This window comes from Niabella soli DSM 19437 (assembly GCF_000243115.2).
Taxonomy (GTDB): domain Bacteria; phylum Bacteroidota; class Bacteroidia; order Chitinophagales; family Chitinophagaceae; genus Niabella; species Niabella soli.
The window spans coordinates 109168-126884 of record NZ_CP007035.1 but is presented as its reverse complement, the minus strand read 5'-3'; the positions used below and the strand labels follow the sequence as shown (position 1 = coordinate 126884).

The 17717-nt window shown below is 45.7% G+C and carries 10 protein-coding genes; all 10 read right to left on the bottom strand.

The features are described 5' to 3' along the window. Positions 1 to 10: 10 nt before the first annotated feature. Positions 11 to 1105, bottom strand: a complete 1095-nt coding sequence (locus NIASO_RS00525) for a GTP-binding protein (protein ID WP_025298571.1) — start codon at positions 1103 to 1105, stop codon at positions 11 to 13. Between the two features lie 34 nt (positions 1106 to 1139). Beyond that, positions 1140 to 1610, bottom strand: coding sequence for a TlpA family protein disulfide reductase (locus NIASO_RS00520; protein ID WP_008582253.1), 471 nt, complete (start codon positions 1608 to 1610; stop codon positions 1140 to 1142). Between the two features lie 250 nt (positions 1611 to 1860). After that, positions 1861 to 3600 carry a RagB/SusD family nutrient uptake outer membrane protein gene (locus tag NIASO_RS00510; RefSeq protein ID WP_008582254.1) on the bottom strand — a complete coding sequence of 580 codons (1740 nt, stop codon included), beginning with the start codon at positions 3598 to 3600 and terminating at the stop codon, positions 1861 to 1863. Between the two features lie 31 nt (positions 3601 to 3631). Then, positions 3632 to 6871 (bottom strand): SusC/RagA family TonB-linked outer membrane protein, encoded by a 3240-nt coding sequence (locus tag NIASO_RS00505; protein WP_008582255.1) that lies wholly within the window; start codon positions 6869 to 6871, stop codon positions 3632 to 3634. Between the two features lie 734 nt (positions 6872 to 7605). Continuing rightward, the gene (locus NIASO_RS00500; RefSeq protein ID WP_008582256.1) at positions 7606 to 8901 is read right to left on the bottom strand and encodes a sugar MFS transporter; all 1296 of its coding nucleotides are present in this window, start codon (positions 8899 to 8901) and stop codon (positions 7606 to 7608) included. Positions 8902 to 9769: 868 nt separating this feature from the next. Beyond that, positions 9770 to 11557: an L-fucose isomerase gene (locus NIASO_RS00490; protein WP_025298568.1), complete on the bottom strand. Its 1788-nt coding sequence runs from the start codon at positions 11555 to 11557 to the stop codon at positions 9770 to 9772. A gap of 101 nt (positions 11558 to 11658) precedes the next feature. Further along, positions 11659 to 12930, bottom strand: a complete 1272-nt coding sequence (locus tag NIASO_RS00485) for a DUF6786 family protein (protein ID WP_008582258.1) — start codon at positions 12928 to 12930, stop codon at positions 11659 to 11661. Between the two features lie 99 nt (positions 12931 to 13029). Beyond that, complete coding sequence (locus NIASO_RS00480; protein ID WP_008582259.1) at positions 13030 to 14196, bottom strand: glycoside hydrolase family 172 protein; 1167 nt, start codon at positions 14194 to 14196, stop codon at positions 13030 to 13032. Between the two features lie 83 nt (positions 14197 to 14279). After that, positions 14280 to 15311: a LacI family DNA-binding transcriptional regulator gene (locus tag NIASO_RS00475; RefSeq protein WP_008582260.1), complete on the bottom strand. Its 1032-nt coding sequence runs from the start codon at positions 15309 to 15311 to the stop codon at positions 14280 to 14282. A gap of 235 nt (positions 15312 to 15546) precedes the next feature. Further along, the gene (locus tag NIASO_RS00465) at positions 15547 to 17715 is read right to left on the bottom strand and encodes a hypothetical protein (protein ID WP_008582261.1); all 2169 of its coding nucleotides are present in this window, start codon (positions 17713 to 17715) and stop codon (positions 15547 to 15549) included. Positions 17716 to 17717: the final 2 nt, after the last annotated feature.

Genomic DNA, 17717 nt, shown 5'->3' with positions numbered 1-17717 from the left:
CCTGAACCCTTTATGCAACAACATGCTGGTATTTGTGCTGGGGCCGGGGGTAGCCGGGGCTCAATGTTTTACATTGCCTGATCTCATAAAAGAGCCCCCCTGTTGTAGCCGCCAGCGCTTCAAATACAAATTGCTTCAGTTGCTCCGGATCCGATTCCACCCGCGCATTAATGATCATATCCGCAATATTACCGGTCCCCGCGCTGTTATTGAATTGTAATGTATCCGGCGGTCCCGTTTGATTCCCGATAATATAGTGATTATCCATGGCTTCCATCATAATTTTTATATGACCAATGGCCCTTTCATTACCCAGCAAATTGTTCAACCGGTGAAAATATTGTTTCAGAAACGAATCCCAATCCACTCCTTTTCCCTGCAAGCGTATGGATGCATTCAACCAACCCAGTACGGCTTCGCCTTCCGCATAAATTGCATAATCCACCTCCAGGATCCTGCTTCCGGAAACGGCGCTTTGACAAACATCGTTCAGCCATGCTTCCACGCCTGCCCCGCTTCTGGCGCTTACCGTCAACACTTGTTGCCCGGGGTAGCTCAGTTTTAATTTTTCGGTGAGCACCTGCAGCCGCCCGGCTGTAATGGTATCCGTTTTAGAAATCAGCAGTACATCACTTTCCGCAAGCTGTTGGCGATAAATGTAGGCGGCGGAAGGGTGCATCCCTGCATTGCCGCCATCGAGAATATTTTCCAGTCTTTGCGGATCGGCAAGCACAGTAAAGGGTGCCATTGCCACAAGCGTTCGCATCTGCTCTTTTAAAGGCTGAAGGATGGTGGCGGAGATATCGGTGCAACTGCCCACGGGTTCTGCCAGGATTATATCAACCGCTTTTTTACGATCCGCTAATTCTTTAACCACATCAGCAAATCCACTGTAATTACAGCAAAAACAACTGCCGCTGATCTCTTTGACAACAGCATTGCTTTTTGCCAGGAGGTGCGTATCTACCAACTCTTCCGCCTGGTCATTGGTGATCACTCCCACAGACAGGCCTTTCGACGCCAAAAGCGCTGAAGCCCGCTGTAATAACGTAGTTTTTCCGGCGCCCAGGAAGCCGCCTGTAATCAGCAACTTTGTACGGTCCATTTTAATCAGATATTAATGAACTTGTTTAGATTTTTTAAATCTGCGCTACCATTTTTTCCGGTGGTAATTTATCCGAAATAATTTTCACCAGTTTCCCATTTTTGTCGAACACCCCTACAAACGGAAAATGCTGTATCTGGTAATATTGCTGCACCACAAAAGTCTGTCCTTCTGATCCTATTTTTATATTAGGATGCTCCGACAAATGATATTGCTTATCGAACGCCTGCACCTCTTTTATATGCACATAGGAGATCATTACAATTTGTTTGCCCGCCCATTTCTTTTTTTGTTTAAGCAATGCTTCTGTGAAGGCTTTGCAATGATCGCAGGAAGGCGAAAAATAAATAAGCACCAGCGGCTTGTTTTTATCTACCTGCTGATAAGTAAATCCTTCGCCATTGGTTAACCGGATCTTAAAAGGCGGAATAGCCGTCTTTTCTTTTTGGGAAAAAACAGTTACCGTGCAATTCAGGAAAAAAAACAAGAAAAGAAAATGCTTCACTTTTATGGGTCATTGTTTTTGATGATGATGAACCTGTTTCACCTTATTGTAAATAAGTCTCCCGCGGATTTCGCAGATCCCGAGAGCTATCGGGATCACAGACGAAAAAAGTGTGATCTGCACCCCGTCATCGGCTCCCGATTGATCAGGATGCGCGATCTGCGGGCCAAAAAAACTTTTACCTCTATACCGCTTTAAACGCCATGCTTTCTACCGACCCCATGTGGTTTAAAAACTTCCACACTAAATCTTAATAGCCGGGATTTTGCTTATACACGCCAAAAGAATAATTCATCTGGGGTTGCGGTATGGGCATAAACTCATCGCGTCCGGTTGTAAATTTACCATCCTTCAACCAGGATCTGCCGCGGGGTAATTCCTTGGCAAAATAGGCATTCAGCGTTGGGGCCACTATACCCCACCGAACCAGATCATACCATCTTGTTCCTTCCATTGCAAACTCCAGCCGGTTTTCAAACATCAGCGCCTTCCACGCAAAATCATTCGTCCAGTTACAATTTACACCATTTTGATATAAACTGATATTATAAGATAGTGTGGACGCCCCGTTGGCAAATTTCAATCTCCCGGTACTGTTAGCTGCGCGTTGCCGGATCGAATTGATGATGGGCAATGCTTCTGCTTCCCGTCCCAGCCGGATCAGTATTTCGGCTTTTTGAAGCAGGATCCTGTCATATCTTATAGCGATTTCATTCTTGGAATTCCACATCCAGAACAGGTTTACAAGACCGGGAGAGTTGGATTCCACATTTTCTTTAAGAGAGTTAAAATAACCATAGTTAGCCGGATCCCGTGAGCCGCTGCTGTCGTACAACAAATTCTGCTGATATTTCCAGGGCAGGCCGGGTATCGCTACGGTATGACCAATACGCGGATCCCATTTACTACTGGCGAAATAGGCCGCTTTATTAGTAATTTCCTGGTTGTTAAAGTCATCAAACTCGGGGATGCCATTCGCATCTGTTTTAAAGGCATTCACCAGGTTATAAGATGCTTTATGAAAATCGCAGCAACTGAAATTAGGCGGCCACCAGGGTGCGTTCAGCGGTGTGCCGGCATTTAAATTACCATTGGGCGTACCGTCACTATGTGAATATTGCCATTCGAAAATAGATTCGGGCGATTTATTATCAAAATCAAAAAGGAAATTGATGGCATAATCCGGCGCCAGGCTGTATTTGCCGCTGTTGATGATCCCATCGGCAATGGTCAGCGCCTGCGTCAGGGTTTCTTTGTTGATGTTCACGACCTTATTGTTTACATCCTGTTCATAGGCCATCCACATCTTACATTCCAGCATCAATGCCTGTGCTGCATATTTGGTAGCGCGCCCCACTTCATCCTGTTTTTCGGGCAGGCCTTTGGCCGCCGCATCAAAATCGTTGTAAATATTTTGCCAGATGGCAAGGTCATTGGTAGCCCCATCCGGCCGGTTAGGCACTTTCTTAATATCATCTACCGAAACGGTTTCATCAAAATAAGGGATCCACTTATACCAGCGCTTCAGATCCAGGAAAAAATAACCCCGTAAAAAACGCATCTCGGCAATTCTTTGTTGCTTTAAAGGATAGTCCGATTCTTTAAGGCTGTTGAGCGCGGTTAAGGCATGATTACAGCGTGAAACGCCTTCGTATTCAGCGTACCAGATACCATCATTATTGCCGGTGGCGGCATTGTTTAATGAGAAAACCTCCCATTGGTACCAGGGTAGCTGATCGCCAATACCGCCGCCACCTTTATAAGAGTCATCCGATTTAATATCGGCCAGCCAGGGGCTCATCCGGGCATTGATGGTGCCCTCATGCGGCAGCCAGGCGTAGGCTGCCAACACCAGTCCGTCCACCTTATCCGGTGTGCTTACATTGGCCTCGGTAATCGCGCCTTGCGGGGTTACCTCTAAAAATTTTTTACAACTGCCTGCTGAAAAAATCACTATTGAAAATAGGATATAACGATAGATCTTGTTCATCTTCTTAATTTTTATAATGTTTTGCAATCCTTTAAAAAGATAGTTGTATACCCGCTTTAAAAGTTCTTGGAACAACATAGGGGTTGGCATAAGAACTGCCATCCGGGTTTTCAGGATCGGGACCTGTAAATTTCTTACTCTTGATCATTAATACATTTTGCCCCATCACAAACACATATAGCCGATCCATATTGATCTTTGAAATAAGCGACTTGGGTATGCTGTATCCCAATTGTATATTCCTGAGTTTTACATACTGGCCGGGTTCAATGAAATAAGTAGATGCTCTTAGCTCATCATTTGAATTGTTCCAGGAAAGCGCAGGGATGGTAGAACCGGTGTTGGCGGGTGTCCAGGCATCCAGTACGCGGGTGGGATGATTAAAGCCGTTTTGCACCCATACATTCCAAAAATCGCTGTAAGTCTTCCATTGATCATATACTTTTACGCCCGCTACGCCCTGCCAGAACATGGAGAAATCGAGGTTTTTATAAGCCAGGTTTATATTAAGCCCGAATTCGACCTTTGGCCGGTCGCCGTCGCTGATCCACACCCGGTCATAGTCGTAATCAATTTTTCCGTCTGGTTTTCCATCCGGTCCGGAAATGTCTTTATAACGTATCCGGCCAATGCCCTTGCCCGGCTGGTTGGGACCGTTATCCACTTCCTGCTGGTTTTGGTATAATCCGTCTGCTATAAATCCATATACAGCCCCCCATGGGTGGCCGGCAATCCCATCCTTTTTTTGCGCCGTACCACCGTAGATATAGGTTACAGAAGCCGGCAGGTCATTGACCATATTCCGGTTATAAGAAACATTGCCTGCCAACTGATACCTGAAGTCTTTATTTGCGGTGCTATTGTAAGCCAATGTAAGTTCCACCCCGGTATTGGTCATATTTGCAGCATTAATATTTTGATAGCCGCCTTCTCCAATAGTACCCAAATAAGGAGGGGTTATCAACATCCCGTAAGTGTATTTGCGATAAAAATCCAATGCCCCGGTTAGTGTTTGATGCAGGAATCCAAAATCTAAACCAATATCCGTTTGGGTGGTTGTTTCCCATTGTAAATTCGGATTGGCGGTTTGTAATTTGTAAAATCCGGAGGGCAGATTGCCGGTTTCGTTACCCCCAATGGCATAAGAAGTAAAATTATAATTTACGCCATAAAAGGCATACTTATTAAGGGAGTTAATATTCGAGAGAGTGCCATTTCTCCCCCAACTGGCTCTTAGTTTTAAATCAGAAAGCACATCATTATCCTTCAAAAAATCTTCCTGGCTGATGCGCCATCCCGCTGAAATGGCGGGGAACAATGCGTAGGGATTGTTGGAACCAAATTTTGAGGACCCGTCATACCGCACCGAACCGGATAATAAATACCTTGAGTTAAAAGAATAATTAAATTTTCCGAAATAGGATAACAAATTGTACTTATCTCCGCCACCTGATACGCTCATATTGCCTGTTGCTGTGGATGCATAGGCAAAATCATAATTTTCAAAAGCCAGTCCCTGACGGTTTGCCGTCATATTTTCTGAAACATATTTGTTGGCATCTATCCCCGCTACCACATCCAAGCTATGTTTGTCTTTTCTCAAACTATAATTTAAGGTATTCGCCCAGTCAAAAGCAGCTTCCCTCCAATACCATTGATCTACACTATTGATGTTATTGACCTTTCCCCCGCCTTCCTTAAAGGTGAACTGTATATTCCGGTGGTAGCCGTCGGTATAAATTAATCCTAACTGCGTACGAAACACAAAATCCTTAAGGATCCGGACGCTGGCATGCACATCCCCTATCAATTTATTATAGTTGTTCCCATTGTCTTTATTCAGTGTCAGTTCCCGCACGGGGTTCCAGTAATCATCCATACCCAGCGCTACAGCAGAGCCGCCCCAGCCGCCGGTAGTAGTATGCACGGGTACAATGGGTGGTTCCACCAATGCCTGGTGCATCTGGTTATTATTCCGTTCGATCAAATGCGAGGCCTCCAGGTTCTCACCAATGATCACCCGGTTATTCAGCAATTTATACTCTGTATTTACACGGGCAGTAAACCGTTTAAACCCGGTGTAGATCTGTGTTCCCTGATTTTCAGTATAATTCAGGGAAAACAAAGAAGTGGCTTTTTCGCTGCCGCTCGAAACCGTTAACTGATGGCTTTGTTGGATCCCCCGTTGGGAAATAGCATCCAGCCAATTCGTATTAGCCGAAAGCATGGTGGAGTCTGCATTCAGGTATTGAATGGGCGTCACTTTATCCAAAACAGGAATGCCGTTTGCATCTTTGTGCCAGTCGTACTTGTATATTCTTGTAGAAGTATTGGGGTCCAGTCCGGTATTGACTGCCGCCTGCCACATGGCCTGTCCATATTGCCGGGTGTTCATCATTTCGGGCTTATTATTAAATTCGGCAAAGCCCATAGTAGTGCTGTAATCTATTTTTGTTCGGCCCGGCTTGCCTTTTTTTGTTTCGATCAAAATAACGCCGGCCCCACCCTGTGTACCATAAATACTGGCGGAGTAAGCATCTTTTAAAACCGTTATTGAAGCAATATTTTCCGGGTTCACATCTCTCAAATTTATATAGGCGGGCACTCCGTCTATTACTATCAGCGGAGCGGTGTTTCCAATATTGGTAAGGCCCCTTAATTGCACGCCTACATTACCGGTGGGGTTACCATCTGTAGTAATATGCAGGCCCGGCACCACCCCCTGCAATGATTGCAATACGTTTGTGACGCCCTGCCCTTTGGAAAGTTCCTTGGCTGAAACTACGGATACGGCTCCCGTAAGATCTGCCTTCCGTTGTGTCATGTACCCCGTGTTTACCACCACTTCTTCCATATTCTGGGCGGCTACATCGGTCAAAAGTGTTATAACAATCGTTCGCTGGTTTCCCACAACCAGGTGCTGGGTCTGATACCCTACAAAGGATACTTCCAGTGTATCCTGCGCACTAGTTATCTCTACCATAAAATTGCCGTTCCGGTCCGTAGCAGTTGCCGGAGCACCGGTTCTTAGTACTCTTACCGTAGCACCCGGAACGGGCTTACCCGCTTCATCTTTTACGGTACCGTGCAACACCCAGCTATTTCCGGGGCGGGTATCCTGAAAAAAAGTTTTCGCAAGCCCGGAAAGACCGTCATTGCGCATGGTATGGCCGAATGCCGGCCCATACACACCGGCAAGACAACTGCTCAATACAACTATGATACAATAGCGCAGCAGCCGGCGAAATAGGAAGATTCTTTTTGGGTTCATAATATAGAAAATTAAAAATGGAAATGAATTTCAAGTACCCGGAGTTATTTACTTAAACGTTTAAGCAAAGAAACATAATACAGCCTGGTTATTGCATTTCGCCTACGAGCCCACCCTCAATTTTTCCTGCAAACAAGTTCAATCGCCTCACAAAAGCTTAATCGTTTAAACAAAAGTAGTTATTTCTTTATGAATAAAAAAAATTATTCTTATACCAATTATACATTAAAAGAATACCGTTACCTGAATTAGGATTTGCGGAGCCACATCATCAAGGCACTAACATATTAAGCCATCGCATTTCGATGAGCCCGACGCGGAAGGATGATTTACATTTAGCTTTCGAAAAACGGATCTGCGTTCATCACATCCAACCGCTCCGGGGCCGCATTCTCTACGACATCTGCTCCCCCTGGCTACGCCAGGAGCTATTCACATCATGCCCTCCGGGCACACTACACCAACTCTATTTCAACAGGTATTCGTTATTGAGTTGTCGCACATCCGGTGATGCTGAAGTACCCGTTACTTAATGATCTTCAAGAAATGTATTCACCCAACAGGACTTTTGTCGGGATTAGGTTCTGTTGAAACGGCGACGACAGTAATGGTCTGCACAGATCGATCGCACAGCGCATCCGGGAAAAACTTGCGGCGAATGGGGGGCGACAAAAAAAGCATACCCTCCATCAGGAAGATACGCTCCAATCATTTTGCAGGGGCATCGCTAAAAATCAGTTTACCACCTTATACCCTTTCGTTGCATAGTAAAGAATAAATACAAACAAAGGAATAGGCACCAGGAATCCTGTAGCCATGCCGTAAGTATCGGATATAGCACCCATCAAAAGCGGGAATATAGCCCCTCCTGCAACAGACATAACCAAAAATGATGCACCGCGTTTTGTTTGTGGCCCCAAACCTCTAATGGCTAAAGCAAATATAGTGGGGAACATAACCGACATAAAAAAGAACACCCCATAAAGCGCTATCAATGAAATCCACCCCGCTTCTGACGCCACAAGAGGCAATAAAATACATATCACCAGGGCATAAAAGGCCAGTAACCGGGCCGGCTTAAAATATTTCATTAATGCGCTGCCCGAAATTCTGCCAATCATAAATAGTGCAAACCCGATAGCTAAAAAATAAGGGCCGTATTTTGCATCAAAGTGAGGCTCCATATCATGATCGCTGACAAAGTTGATCAAATAGCTGAAAACACCTGTTTGTGCCCCAACATAGCAGGCCTGCGCCCAAAAGCCCAGTTTAAAATGGCGGTTTGCCCACAAAGGTTTCTTAGTAATATACGCAGGGTTTTCGGGATCTGTTATTTCAATATCCGTTGCGCCCGGTGTAGCTGATGTGCCGTGGGCGCCATGTGCAGCGTTCTCATCTTCCTCTGTAATTTCCGGAAGTTTCAGACGCATAAAAATAAACGCAACCGCCAGTACGGCAAGGCCGATGATCGCAAAGGGTAAAACAATCGACATCATTTTTTCGCCTTCCACATGGCTTTGATTACCGTAAATATACAAGGCGATCAACGGGCCAATCGTCCAGGCCAGGCCATTGAAGGACTGCGAGAAATTGATCCTGCGCTCTGCTGTTTCCGGCGGCCCCAATTTTGTGGTGTAAGGATTGGCAGCCGTTTCCAGCGTAGCGAGGCCGGAGCCAATAATCAACAAACAAAGTAAAAACAATATGAATGATTGTAAGGGTGCAGTAGCAGCAGCAATGATAGCGCCGGAAGCAAAAAGCAGCAATCCAAATATAATACCTTTCTTATAGCCATATTTTTTCATAAACAACCCTGCCGGTATTGCCATGATACAGTACGCCCCGTACAAGGAAAACTGGATAAAACTGGATTGCCATTTTTTAAGATGGAGCATTTCCTGAAAATTCTTGTCCAGGGTATCCAGCATTCCATGGGCAATGCCCCAAAGAAAAAACAACGCACTGATCGCTGCAAAGGGAGCTGCGTAATTAACACCGTCCCTGGTAAATAATGATTTCTTTTCGCTCATAATCGTCGAATAAAGTATTATGGGTTATTTGAATGTTGCAGGTTTCAAGTTACAGGTTTCAGGCTCCAACATCAGGAGTGCATTTGCCTGGCAGTCACCTATAAACTATTAGCTGCGCTTTAATGCGGTAAAATACATATTTTTTAGTATATCCGTTGGAGATACTTATATAAGGTATAAAAATGTAAATATTCTTTAATCAGACACGAATTTATTGGTCGATCCACCTTCATTCTTCCCTATTCACTATTCAATGTCGTTTCCTTAAGCTTTTGGAACGGATCTTTTCAAAATTTGATTGCTAATATTGTCTTTTCATTTTTATTGATGCCTTCATTTTATTTTGTTTCTTCTCTCACTTTTTCTCCCGATTTATCGGGAATAAAAAAGTAAGCAAAAAATCTTTTTCCGCCGGAAGGTGAATTCCGCCCCCTGTTTCGCGGCCGGGCTGGGGCGGAACCGGTCAACTCGGCGCTACAGGCCTGGTTATGACACCTTCCTGCTGCCCTATTTTTGAAAAGTCGCCTCGCGGCGTCAAAACCGCCGTTCCGCTTGATTTGCCCTTTCACTGCCCGGCGCAAATCCTTCTAAGTAACATCCGTTCCAGGAAGTTCGATTGTCCTTTTATAGAGATGTATTTTTCGTATTTTTTAAGAAAGTGATACTGAATTATCAATACAAAATAGGCAAAGACCGTCCGTTCAGATGCTTTCTTTCCCGATTAAAAAACATCAAAAAAGAACGAACACCGCATATCACTAAAACAATGCCCTTCTACATTCCTTATTCAATATTTCTTATTCTGCATTCTCCCGAATCCGCCGCTTATGGAAACGGTGTTGATTCACTATTGACTATTCACCGTTCACTATTTATACAGCGGACCGTAGACCGAACAGGCCCGGTAATCCGACCCTTCCGGATCCATCCCAAACGCTCCCCAGGCAGAGGGCCTGAATATTTTTGCTGCCGCTACATTGTGCATCGCCACAGGAATACGCAGCATAGCTGCCAGCGTGATCAACTGGTCGCCGATATGGCCATAGCTTATGGCACCGTGGTTGGCTCCCCAATTGGCCATTACCGAATAGACATCTTTAAACGGACCGTCACCCGTAAGGTTCGGCACAAACCAGGTAGTGGGCCATATGCGGTCCGTACGCTCGTTTAATATAGTATGCACTTTTTCGGGCAAATCAATCGTAAACCCTTCGGCGATCTGCAATACCGGTCCCTGCCCTTTTATCAAATTGAGGCGGCACATGGTAACCGGCATATTGCCTTTTGTAAGAAAGGTTGAAGAGTAGCCCCCGCCGCGCATGTAGTCCCTGTTAGAAGGGCTCCAGGTAGTAGCCGCCAGGCAAGCAGCCGCTTCTTTTTCTTTGATCTCCCAGAAAGGCTTCATTGCCGGTGCTCCATTTTTTGATTGCTGCCCGGTACCATCCAGTGTAGCCGATCCGGAATTGATCAAATGAATAAAGCCATCCTTTGCACGGCCCTCGGGCTTCCAACCGGATACGCGTTCGGTTGCCGCAGGGCTCCAGTAAGTACGCACGTCTGCAAAGATCTGCGCCGTGTTGGTCAGCAAATAATTGAACAGCATGGATACGCCGTTATAGCAATCATTTTCCGTTGCCACCATATAAGGGTTGCGGATGCCATTCCAGTCGAAGGAGGAATTGAGCAGCGCTTCAGAAAAATCCCCGTCAGGCAAAAAATCGGTCCACTGGCGCTGCCCCTGGAAACCTGATACGATGGCGCTATGCCCCTGTGCTTCCTCAGCAAACCCCAACCGTTGGAGTTTAGCATTACCCATCATCAGGTCCCGGATGATCATCGTCATTTTTACAACAAACTCCCAGTCTTTATCCTTCTCTTTTCTCGATTTTATTTTCTCTTTCCGGTTATAATCTTTTCCTTCTTTACAGTGCTGTTTTACCCAGGCGATCGCTTTCTTATATTCTTCGGGATCAAAAATATTCAGTTGAATCCTCCGCAGTACCTCGGAAGAATCGACATACTCATTACGCATGCCAAGATACTCCTGAAAGAACTGGGGGTCCACAATAGAACCGGCAATACCCATTGATACGGACCCGATCGCCAGGTACGCTTGTCCTTTCATAATTGCAACGGCCATACCTGCTCGGGCAAAATTGAGCAGTTTATCCCGCACGTCTGCAGGAATAGTGGTGTCGCCCATATCCTGCACATCTTTACCGTAAATGCCAAAGCAGGGCAATCCTTTCTGATTGTGCGCGGCTAATGTAGCCGCAAGATATACGGCCCCCGGGCGTTCGGTTCCATTAAAACCCCAGATGCCTTTCGGGACCAAAGGATTCATATCCATCGTTTCCGACCCATAGCACCAGCAAGGGGTTACCGACAAAGAAACACCTACATCATTGGCCTCAAATTTCTTTGCGCAATCCACCGCTTCTTTTACCCCGCCGATAGTGGTGTCGGCAACCACGCATTCAACAGGCGTACCGTCCGGGTACTTCAATTCTTTCGTATACAATGCCGCAACGGCTTTGGCCATTCTCATTGTTGTATCCTCAAGCGATTCACGGATCCCGCCCAAGCGACCATCAATGATCGGGCGGATCCCGATTTTAGGATACTTATTTTTGTTAACTTTCTGTTTCGTTGCCATATTAATTTGATTACTGGATTCTTGATACTGGATACTGGATTCTTGATACTGGATACTGGATACTGGGTTGATATCGGGCATCAAGGATCGAGCATCCAGCATCATTTATTAAAAGCGTTTGTTATTTCCTCCACCGATACGCCTAATACTTTTTTCGCTATGGTGCTCAATGCCGCCTTATCGCCGGTAAAATGATATACGCTGTGGTTATGGATCAACTGTTGCCCGGGTTTTAAAAAGCCTGCGGGCGACACACTTTCCAACTCATAAAAGGGCCCCATTTGTTTTCCATCGGCCAACGGCCCGTCATTATAAGCATTCATAGCGTCGCCACTAAATGGAGCCCGGTCTGTACGCCATTCCTGATTGAGGTATTTGCCCGCAGGGTCAATATCATATTTTATTATGGTAAGTACATTCCCGATGGCATCATAACTGCCCGCAATATTTTTTACCCGATTGGGAGGAATGCCTAATTTGCCTCTCGACTTTCCATCAGCCTTAAAAAATAAAAGGCCACTATTGTAGTGGATCCGGTCTTTAGGGATCTCTCCAAAATAATCAGTTGTGGCCACTTTTCCGCTTGCACTATTATTATAAGGGATCACGATCGTACATCCTTCAGAAGGGGTAAACATATCCAGGTTCCATAAACAGGGTGCACCCGTTTTTTCATCCCAGGCATTTGGCCCGCTATTGGTAATACTATTAGAAGTTTTAAAGGCAACTGATTTAACATCCGGTGTCAGCATAATACCCAAGGTGGTGTTAATCGCCTCTTTGCTGATAAGCCCGATCGTTCTTAGCGCCTTCAGTTGTAACTGCGTGCCGGCATAGTTCAGCAAATTCATATCCCGGGTTAAGGTTACGGCGGATGAGTCGGAATGCTCCACTGTCCAGCCTTCGGTATCGATCGGGGCGGGCGTTTTCCAATTCGCAAATTCCATTTTCGTGCCCGGCTTGAAATAAAGCGAAAAAATACCACCCTCCGGCCCCAGCCATAGGCGGTCCTCGCCTCCATAGGCGTTCATATGCGCATCAACGGCCCCGCTGAATGCCTTATAGTTTACCCAGCCAAAACTTTTTCCGTTGTTACCATCTGCTGATGAGGTAAAAACCTTGGCCTGGTATTTTGGCGAAATAATCACCTGGCTGGCTTGATCGGCGCTTTTCAATATGATCAATCCGCTATCCTGCCGCTGCAAAAAATCTACATCGTAGCCAAAGCTTCCTTGTGCATGGTTATTCATGGCTGTATTTGTATTTGTTTTTGTTGAGTCGGATGCGGTTCCAGACGACGGTTTACCTTCATTGTTGCAAGACATCAGCACAGCAACGGCAGCTATAGCCGTGAGTAAGTTTTTTAATTTCATGTGTTCGTATTTTCTTAAGAACTGAGTATTAGTATAAAGTATTTGGACAGTTATGAACCATGAGCTATTGACCATTAACTATTGACCATTAACTATTGACTAATTCACTTCCAACACATCAGCGTCAGGAAGTTTAGGGAATTTCTTATGCGGCTCCGTCTGGTACCAATAAGCCACTGTGATAATATCCGAGTGCTGCGGCAGGTAGCGTCCGCCGGATTTCCAGCCCAGGTCCTGGATCGTAACTTTTAAGTCGTCTTCAAAGCGAATAGGATCCATTATATGCCACCGGTACATACCAAACCGCTGTTGCGATCCGTATAATCCATCGGGCTTCAACACCTGGTGCAGCCCGGTGTACGCTGTAGAAAACTCCTGATACTGATGGGTGCGCTTATTTTCAAAATTATAGGACCCACAGAAATAATCTTCGGTCCCGGTTCCGACAATCGTTGCATAATCCTTATCTCCGTCCATAAAAAACTTAATTTCCCCTTCGCCCCACCAGCCGTTATTGTTAACGCCTACCCCCATAAACGTGCCTACATACTGCCCTTTGCCTTTTACGCCATCCAGGATGGTATGCACGGAATTAACATCGGGTTTACTACGCCGGTATTGGGCATGAAAGTAGGCTTCATCCGCTCCAACATTGGTCAGTGTATAATCGACCTGGTAGTATAAACGCATCGGCTGGCTATCGGTATTCTGCATGGTGATCTTACAGCTTTTACGGAACGGCATTTTCCAGTAACTGTTGAAGGCACTCCCCGGATTCACCGTGATTGGAAGCGAGTTCAACGGAGAAAATTCATTCCAGGCGATACCAAAGAACGGCCCCACGGGGCTTTCAACGGAAGCATCTGCTTCCCCGTCGTAGTAGATCCGGAAAATGGAAAAACTAAAATTGCCGGTGGGGGTCATCCAAATATGCTGTATGGCGCCCGGGCCTGCAATATCCGCCATGGTGAAGGTCTCGCCCGGATTTATGATGATGAAGGGATTTACTTTCCAGCCCTTGCCCAGATCCCGTGCCTCATTTGCGGCGTTGGCTACATTACGTTTTCCTTTATCCTTTACGGGATCGGCCATGCCGCCCCTGCCTTTTTCACCGGTAAAGTTTTCGGGGCTTATAGAGCGGGTTTTGGCATCCGAAAGGCGCGACAGGTTCCCAAGATTCATATCCAACCCGTTAAATGCGCCCTGCTGCGCATGAGCGGATAACAGGATAAATGCAGACAGGACAAAGATTCCGACTTTTTTCATACAGACAATTTTTAATAAACAATCAAAGACCAGCTTATACGTTTAAGCAAATATAAGCTGCTAAAAAATATCTACCAACTTTATTATTTTTTTGCATTACTGCTTTCCCCGTGAACAATGGCAGAACGCACCAGCACTTTAATGGCTTTCCTGTTTTTTCCATCGATTGTCTGCAATAATGATTGCACCGCATTTTCGCTGATGGATTGCAGGTTTTGTTTAATGTAGGTTATAGAGGAATAGAAAAAATCGAATACGTCGCTTTCATCAAAACTGATCACCCCCAGGTCCTGTGGCACCCGAACGCCCTTTGAATGAAGTATTTTCAAGGCCTGAACGGAAATACTGTTGGTAGCAAATACCAATGCGTCCACGGGTCCTGTTTTTTTATCCAGGAGGTATTCAATTGCCGTTTCTACATTTTCCTTGTAGTGCTCATAGGAAACCTTAGCCAGCCATTTACTATTGAACCGGATGCCGTTATCTTTTAAGGCATCCTTATAGCCCGTTATCCGTTCCTGCATATGCGTCAGGGGCGTATCATAGGCCACAATACCGATCTTTTTATGCCCGTTCCGGATCAGCAGTTTTACTGCATTGTACATCGCATCATGGTTATCGGTCACTACCAGGTTCGTTTCCAGTTCAGTAAAGCCACGATCCATCAGCACAAAAGGCGTTCCGTTTTTCTTCAGTCCTTCGATCTGTGCCTGTGACCCGGCTACGGGAGTGATAATGAGACCGTCTACCTGGCGGTTTAAGAACGTGTCGATCAGGTTTTGTGATTTTTCCAGTTGCTCGTCACTGCTGCCAAAAAGCACGGTGTATCCGTTCTTTTGCGCTTCCAGTTCGATGATACGCGCCAGCATGGCAAAAAAAGGGTTGGATATATCGGCCACTATCAGGCCAATGGTATGGGTTCTTCCAAACTTCAGCCCGCGCGCAATCAGGTTGGGCTGATAATTCATTTCTGCAGCTACTTTCCGAATTTTTTTTGCAGCCGCTTCGCCTACGCGGGCCTCTTTTTCTTTGCCATTGAGCACGTAAGATACCAACGCAGTGGACACTCCTACTTTATTTGCAATATCCTTCAGCGACACCCGTTTTTTGATCATAGTGGTACTTTAATCAATGCTAACACCGTTTATGGTAAATTTTTATTTCGCAACAACCGTTCAATTCTCCCAATGCAAAGTTTATGTTTATTCGGTAAATGCAAATGCTTTTTTTATCAGCTTTACAACTCCCGTAAATAAAACTACAAACTTTTACGAAAATACGCGAAAAGAATCACTATTTAATCGAGTAAGCAGGGACAACCGGTGCAGCATGGGCCGCGTCGCCTCTCCCCTACCCATTTAGATCGATGGATACCGATACCCCCTCGCTATAATTTTCAAATTGCAGCAACAATGTTTTTGAGGAAGCGTCCCACTGTTCTTTCAACGCATCAATTTTTACCCCGTCCAGTTGAAGATGCACCTCTTTTGGCTTCCGGGGGAGATAAATACGTATACTGTTAACCGTATGCGAAGGGCTCTTCAGTAAAAAACGGTACTGTTTGTTTTGGTATTTTTCATCATAAGCGCGCCCGGCTGCCGCCACGATCCTGGGCTGTCCCGGAGGAATGGCCCGTAGATCGTATAAAAATGCCTGTTCCCCTGGCGCGATCGTTTTTGTTGCTACTACGGGCAAACCGGGGTTAAACAAATCAACCACCGGCCCGGGAATAAGCAGGGGGTGGGCATCTTTATTTTCGTCCAGCACGGCAGCGATAATATAAGGGCCTCTTTTTAAAAGAAAATTATTCTTCGTCTGCAGGGGGCCCGCTTTGGCATACTGTTTATATGCTTTGGCAACTTCATTCAAATAAGCGCCGTCCTTTCCTGCTGTTAACACTAATTCTTTCGGGTCTATCCGGTTAATGCACACCCAACCCTTCCCCGATTTTACAAAATCGCCTGCCGTTGCAACATTCAATGTCCTGAAAAGTTCCGCCGAAGGCGCCTTAAAATTAAGGCCATTGCTATTCCACCATTCTTTAACCGACTGAAAAGGATCATCGTCTCTTCCATAATACAACAATACGCCCCCTTGTTGCACCCATTGCGCCAACGCTTTGTGATAATTTACTGATAAAGGTTTCATATTCGCATAACTCATCACCAGCACCCGGATATTCTTCAACGTATTTGCATTTTTCAGATTTTCCATATGCACGGTTTCCACAGGCACGCCATTTTTCAACAAGGGCATTACCATTCCATAGAAGTTAGAAAGCTGCGGATCTTCATATCCCTGGTGCGTCGGGAAACGTTGAAACATCATTGAGTTGGACACTAATACGCCGATGCCGGAACTGCCATTGAGCTTATTGGATGAGGCGGGCATTTCATTCAATGCATTGACCATTATTTGCATTTGCGTGGCATACTCTTTTGAAATCGGATAACGGGCGGTATCGTTTTCCAATTTAAATTTTCCCAGATAAATACGGTTGGGCCAGGGCATCACCTCATAATTCGCAACCGTCGGATAGAGCAATTGTGCGGTAAAGGTTGCCTGGTAATTGCGTTTATAGTCATCCCAGGTACGCGGCCAGTCTTCTATGGGATCGGTGAGAAAAAACATTTTTTTACCAGTGGGCGCGGTCATAGAAACCATTGAGCCGTACTCCAGGAAAGCATTTTCAAACACCCGTTCCTTTTTAATGCCGTTATAATAGACCGGTTCCCGCGACGTGCCCGTCCACACCTGCGCAATATAACCATCCATGTCTTTGATAGTTGCCAGGCTCGCTTCCGGGCTTACGATCTGCCAGGAAGAATAATTCAGCAGTGAATGCGTGGGAACATAACAGCGCACATTCCGGCCTTCACTTTTTGCATACTGTTTAATAAACCCGAACACCTCTTTTAAGGCATTAAAATATAAATGGTATTTAAGCTTCGAGGACAAATAAGTGGCCTCGGGCGATTCATGCTGCGGCCTCCAGGGCGCTCCATAGTAATGCTGCCACTCTCTTTTAAAGGCTTCACTATAACCGGCCCGCGCCCAAAACTCCGGTTCTTCCAGGTAAATGGCCGTTACCCCGGCGTCAACAACCCGTTTCATCTGGGCCTTCATATAACCGAGGTAGTCTTCAGACGGAACAATATAGGGAACATCTTTACCATGCCAGATCGTATCTCCATTCCGCTGTTTCTGTCCTTCATCAAAATGTTGTTTGCCGTCGTAAAGGCCCTTGAAATAATCTTTATACTGCCCCCAGGCAATGCCCGTCATGAAATGTACCTGGTATCCTTTATCGCGCCATCCTTTTACGCGTTCTTCAAAATTACCACCCGCATCATTTACGCCGTAAACGATCGCAACATCAGACCGGACATCATATGCTGCGTTCCAGGGAGCAGCTATCTGGAAGGCGGTTTTTTCCCTGACTGCCGCCTGGGCATAGCTTTTTATGTTATTACTCAACAGCGTAAAAACAGCATATACTATGAACAACCTTTTAATCATCG